Origin of the sequence: Caballeronia sp. (assembly GCF_049581465.1) — a bacterium.
GTDB lineage: Bacteria > Pseudomonadota > Gammaproteobacteria > Burkholderiales > Burkholderiaceae > Caballeronia.
The window spans coordinates 1-5,269 of the sequence record NZ_JBAUSA010000297.1; the positions used below are offsets into that span (position 1 = coordinate 1).

6 protein-coding genes and 2 pseudogenes are annotated in these 5,269 nt (G+C 58.5%); 6 read left to right on the top strand and 2 right to left on the bottom strand.

All coding sequences use genetic code 11. The features are described 5' to 3' along the window. From WCA53_RS07390 to WCA53_RS07405, 4 genes and pseudogenes are all read left to right on the top strand, one after another. Positions 1–354: pseudogene (locus WCA53_RS07390) on the top strand (maleylacetate reductase); the annotation flags it as partial. 219 nt (positions 355–573) lie between these two features. Next, positions 574–951, top strand: coding sequence for a Rieske (2Fe-2S) protein (locus WCA53_RS07395; protein ID WP_423907479.1), 378 nt, complete (start codon positions 574–576; stop codon positions 949–951). 331 nt (positions 952–1,282) lie between these two features. Further along, positions 1,283–1,903 (top strand): FMN-dependent NADH-azoreductase, encoded by a 621-nt coding sequence (locus tag WCA53_RS07400; protein ID WP_423907481.1) that lies wholly within the window; start codon positions 1,283–1,285, stop codon positions 1,901–1,903. Positions 1,904–2,109: 206 nt separating this feature from the next. Next, positions 2,110–2,377: pseudogene (locus WCA53_RS07405) on the top strand (IS6 family transposase); the annotation flags it as partial. A gap of 169 nt (positions 2,378–2,546) precedes the next feature. Here the strand turns inward: WCA53_RS07405 and WCA53_RS07410 are convergent. Further along, complete coding sequence (locus WCA53_RS07410; RefSeq protein ID WP_423907488.1) at positions 2,547–2,768, bottom strand: hypothetical protein; 222 nt, start codon at positions 2,766–2,768, stop codon at positions 2,547–2,549. On the opposite strand from WCA53_RS07410, the gene tnpB reads away from it, so the two are divergent. Next, positions 2,670–3,008 carry an IS66 family insertion sequence element accessory protein TnpB gene (gene tnpB / locus WCA53_RS07415; RefSeq protein WP_423907484.1) on the top strand — a complete coding sequence of 113 codons (339 nt, stop codon included), beginning with the start codon at positions 2,670–2,672 and terminating at the stop codon, positions 3,006–3,008. The two genes, WCA53_RS07410 and tnpB, sit on opposite strands and share 99 nt — an antisense overlap. Here the strand turns inward: tnpB and WCA53_RS07420 are convergent. Continuing rightward, positions 2,967–3,182, bottom strand: a complete 216-nt coding sequence (locus WCA53_RS07420; protein WP_423907490.1) for a hypothetical protein — start codon at positions 3,180–3,182, stop codon at positions 2,967–2,969. The genes tnpB and WCA53_RS07420 overlap by 42 nt on opposite strands. Positions 3,183–3,348: 166 nt before the next feature. Between WCA53_RS07420 and WCA53_RS07425 the strand changes: the two genes are divergently transcribed. Beyond that, on the top strand, positions 3,349–5,269 hold a 1,921-nt coding region (locus WCA53_RS07425; RefSeq protein ID WP_423907486.1), incomplete at its 3' end, for a putative bifunctional diguanylate cyclase/phosphodiesterase.

Below are 5,269 nucleotides of genomic sequence, written 5' to 3' on the forward strand. Positions count from 1 at the left end.
GCGTTGCATCACAAACTGTGTCATACGCTCGGCGGCACGTTCAATCTGCCGCACGCGGAAACGCACACGATTGTGTTGCCGCATGCGTTGGCGTACAACCGCGACGCAGCGCCCGCCGCGATGAAACGCATCGCCCGCGCACTGAACGCCGACGACGCCGCGCAAGCCGTGTTCGACCTCGCACACGATCACGGCGCACCGACCGCGCTGAAAGACATTGGCATGCGTGCAGCCGATATCGACATCGCGCTCGACGTCGCGTTGCAAAACCCGTACTGGAACCCTCGGCCGATCGAGCGCGAGCCGCTGCGCGCGCTGCTCGACGCTGCATTCGAGGGTCGACGGCCAACCTGACGACTGCCCCTACCCCGCAAAAAATTGGAGACCACCCTTGACCGCAAATTTCTTCAAAGCGAGTGACCCGCTTCGTTCGCAACAGATAACGCGATTGACACGCCCCATTCGACGCTTTCTACCGCTGGCGCTGCGGGCGGATGGCGCGCGCGGAAAAAGAGCGGCTCATCGCAGAGAAACAGAATAGTACCGCGCCGTATTTCGAGCAAAGGAGCGAGGATGAACTCGTCCAGTCCAGAACCCCAAGCCGGCTTTTTATGCACGCTCGACGACATTTCTGACGGGGGTGCAATAGAAATCGCCGCTGGCGCAACCGGCGCACCGGGAATAGTCGTGGTGCGCCGCGGCGACGATGCGTGGGCCTACCGCAACGTTTGCCCGCACTTTTCGATTCGGCTGAATTACGAGGTCAACACGTTTTGCACCTACGACGCACAGATTCTGATGTGTGCCCATCACAGCGCGATGTTTCGTTTCGAAGATGGCGTATGCATCGACGGTCCATGCCAAGGCTCGGCGCTCACGGCGATCGCCGTTCGAATCGAGCTACGTCAAGTATTGACGTCAGAGGCTGGCCTGGAATCAGGGTCGTGTTGAATTGGAAATTTCCAGCCGGTAAGACAGTTAAATTTAGTCGAAAGCGGGCATCCAGAAAGGCATGGAATTTATTCTGAAGGTAATGCTAGGAAAGCTATAGACATTGGCATATTGCCGGCGATAGCGCGCTGTGCTTCATCCGTCGGTGGATTCCAAAACCAGCGACGGAGGTGTGAGACGCCGCGTCATGCGCAGACTACAACGTCAGTCCACATCACGGCGATTCCGGTTGATGTGCCCTGAAGTATTGCTTGTCAGTTTTTGCCCCCTAATCGGTGGCGTATTCGGCGGATGTTCGCCCTCAAAGCATCACACTAATGGTTAAAAGCAAATGTCGAAATATCTAATCATCCAAAGTAGCGTCCGTGGCGCAGACTCGGCCTCAGGTCAACTGGCTGCTCACTTCAAGAAGCAACTGGGCGTAATCCCGGGTATCGAAATCCAAGAGCGCGACTTGGGCGGGAATCCACTGCCTGTCCTCGATGCAGCTCTGCTTGGTGCATTGTTTGCCCCAGCGGAAGGGCTGAACGCAGAACAGAAGGCACAGGTGGCCCTGGTGGCGGCCCTCATCGACGAACTCAAGGCCGCTGACACCATTGTCCTGTCCGCAGGGATGTATAACTTCGGTGCGCCAGTCCAATTGAAGACGTGGTTTGATTATGTGCTGCAAGCTGGCCGCACGTTCCAATACACAGCGGCGGGTCCAGAGGGTCTGCTGAAGGGCAAACGCGCGATCCTGCTGGTTGCCACAGGCGGTGTTTATAGCGAAGGACCGGCCGCAACAGCGGACTTCATGGTTCCGCACTTAAAGCTGCTGCTTTCCTTCATCGGCATTACGGATGTAACCGTGGTCCGCGCTGAAGGCATGGCGCTTGGACCCGATGCTGCCAAAGCAGGTCTTGAAAAGGCGCTTTCGGAAGTTGGGATGTTGGAAGAGACCAGCCTCGCTTAAGATAGGCGGCGCGCTCCCTTGGAATTTCGACCGGATAAGGAAGCCGGTCGAGTTGGCTAGAGTGCAATTTTTCTGGATTGCTAAGTGTTTCGAGTAAACGAATTTCACGATATCAAGTCTGATGGGTAACCGAACCTGACGACCTGCCGATGAAATACGAAAGCTACAAAGACTTTTCACGCGAATCAGTGGAACGGAACACTAGGGCACGGCTAAACAATCGGGCCGAAAATGGCCATCAGCCCACGCGCGAACGCGAGCGTCGGATCCCACGGGGACTTCCTTCGGGGCGTGCGTGGCTTCCGAGTTCCGGAACGCACGCAGGCTTTCCTGTCGAGCTTCGGTCCAATTCGGCAGCACTTCGCGCTCAAGCGACATCTACTACGCCCATCGCTTTATCGCAAGCAACTCGGTGACCGCTTTGCCTCTTGGCATCGTTTGACTGAGCTCGCCCAAGATCCGTCTGCGTTCTGAGCAACAGTGCGTCCTATGGCCTTTTGCAGCTTCCACTATTCAACGTGACAAAGCCGGCTGCGTCCATACCCGTGATCGCCGAACGAGAGCGGCCGAAGGAGGCGGTGCCTCGTCTGCAAGTCCGATTGCCTAACGGAGTGAAGATCGAACTGAATGATGCCCGTGACGATCAGGTGCTGTCACTGCTACAAGCGCTGAGTACATTGCCATGTTCCGATTCGACGGAGAGCTGAAGGTATTGCTTCATCGCGATGCGGTGGATGGTCGCAAGGGGATCAACGGACTGGTCGCGCTGGTTGAGCAGGCCCTGGGACTCGATCCCTTTGCCCCGACGGTCTATGCCTTTACCAATAAGCGCCGCGGTCGGGTTCGGTTGTTTCTCTGGGATCACTCGGGTTTCTGGCTGTTGCTCAAACGTTTGGAGGCCGACCCACCGGCGTCGCTGCGTTGCGACACCCGTCTGAGCGCCAGGCTTCTACCTCGTCGCTGCCGTCGACGACAGTCACAGCGCACTGCAAGGCCGCAGTGGTGCGCAGGAACCGCCATGCGGCACGCGGGAGCGTCGGTAGTGGTTTCGGCATGTCCACCTTCATTTTTCCAGCTCCGTGCCGTTAACGCACTCACGCAGTGAGCCGTTGTCCGTCGCATACTGGGCCGCACTGGTAAAAACTCGCAGCATAACAGGCGCAAAAATGAAGTCGTCATGCTTTCCCAGTTCGACCCAAATCAGCAATCCTTCAGGCGTCGCTGCAGGGAACGACAGCGCCACGCCGCAAATCCAGCTCTTTCTGTCGTACTTCTCCATCTGGTATTCGACCTACCGGAAGGTTGGAACCAAAGGCATTCTCGTCACGGCAGTCTCCGGGTTTGGCGCCGGCTCGCTCTGTATGTTGATACTGCTTTGGCTAAGACTGCCGGCGGCTTGGCCGCAAAGCATGCACGTCGCGAGCGCATGCTTTGCGGGCGCTGCGATGTCGATCGCCACCTATCGCACGCTAGCGGCCGACCGGGCCAGGCAATCGGCCGCCGTCACGTTGGCCGGCGCGCTTTTAGATGTGAACGGGGAATGCACGAAGCTCATTGACGTCGATGGACGCATGCTGCGCGTTTCGGAATACGGCGCCGCTCTGATGGACGCCGCATCGCCGCTCGAGCTGGAGGGCGCAGACTGGCTTGGTTTCTGGAAGGGGGACGACAGTGCGGTGGCCAGGTCCGCATTTGCCGGAGCGCTCGCAGGGAATCGCACGTCTTTTCGCGGGCTGTGCCACACCACGACCGGCCGTCCGAAATGGTGGGACTCCCGGTTGATACCGATCAGGGATGATGCTGGTCGCGTCGTCGCGGTCGTGTGCGCGTCGCTCGACATCACCAGTCAGACCGAATTGCTGGCCCAGTTGCAGGCAAAAAACGAGCTGATATCGGAGATGGAAGCGCACATGCAGATGGTGTTCTATTCCTACAGTGCGAACTTCGAATATTTCCACTACGTCAGTGCCGGTGCTGTGGATGTCTTCGGAATTACACCGGCGGTTTTGCGAGAGAATCCGACCGCGTGGCTCGAGCTGGTCGTCCCCGACGACCTTGACCGGTTACTTAACGAGATGCGCCGGATTGTGACTGACTCGACGGACGGCAAGGCGCAATACCGGATCAGGAAAGCCGATGGCTCAGTGCGATGGTTACGTAGCACTGGCTATCCGGTCCGGGACAGGCACGGAAGCGTTGTGCGCATCATTGGCACAACGGAGGACGTCACCGCTGAGCAGGAGCGGATCATTGCGCTAGACCGGTTGGCCTACGCGGATTCGCTTACCGGGCTGGCTAATCGCGCTGCACTCCTACGGGAGATGGAGGGGCGCTGCGCAACCGGCGTGCCATTCGGCCTTATGTTCGTTGACCTCGACCGGTTCAAGGTGCTTAACGACACGCTCGGGCACATGGCCGCCGACCGGCTGCTAAAGCGTATTAGTAGCGTCATCAAGGCGTCGCTGCCGCCCGACGCCTATGTCGCCCGGATTGGAGGTGACGAATTCGCGGTCGTTATCGGTAGCGTCGCGGAAAAAGCGGGGCTCGAGCGTGCAGCGGAGCACCTGCTGCGCGAGCTCTCACGCAGCGATCGCGACGACCGCGCGGGCACTTTCGTGACTGCTTCCATTGGCATCTCGCTCTATCCGGAACATGGTGCCGACCATGAAGCGCTCCTGACCAGTGCAGACGTTGCAATGTATGCCGCGAAGAAAGCCGGCCGAAACGGCTTTCGGTTCGCTGGCAAGGAAGCTACGGAAACCATCGGTGATTTCGAGCTGGAGCGTGATCTGCCCGATGCGCTGGCGTCCGACCAGTTTCTGCTTCACTTCCAGGCGATTTATGAGCCAGGTTCGCGGTCCGTGCACAGTACGGAGGCCTTGATAAGGTGGCGCCACCCTGCGCGCGGCCTCATCCCACCAGGCGTTTTCATTCCGATTCTGGAGGAAACAGGTTTTATTGCGGACGTAGGGGTGTGGGTGCTGAACAGCGCGCTGAGCCAACTGGCCGAGTGGCGACGCAGTGGCGCGAGCAACCTCGGCATGTCCGTGAACGTCTCAGCCAGACAGCTTCGCGGCGACGCGATAGTGCAGCAGGTTCACCGGGCGTTGAAAAAATACCGGATACCACCGGACAAACTGGAAATAGAGCTGACGGAGACGGCACTGATGGAAAATCCGTCCGAAGCTCAAAAAGCGATTTCCGCACTGAAGGCGCTGGGCGTCAGAATCGCAATCGACGATTTCGGTACCGGCTATTCGAGCCTGAAGTACCTCGCCGACTTTGCACCTCATACACTCAAGATCGACCAGTCCTTCACGGCGAAGCTTGCGCACGATGCGGCGACAAAAACAATCGTCGAAGGCA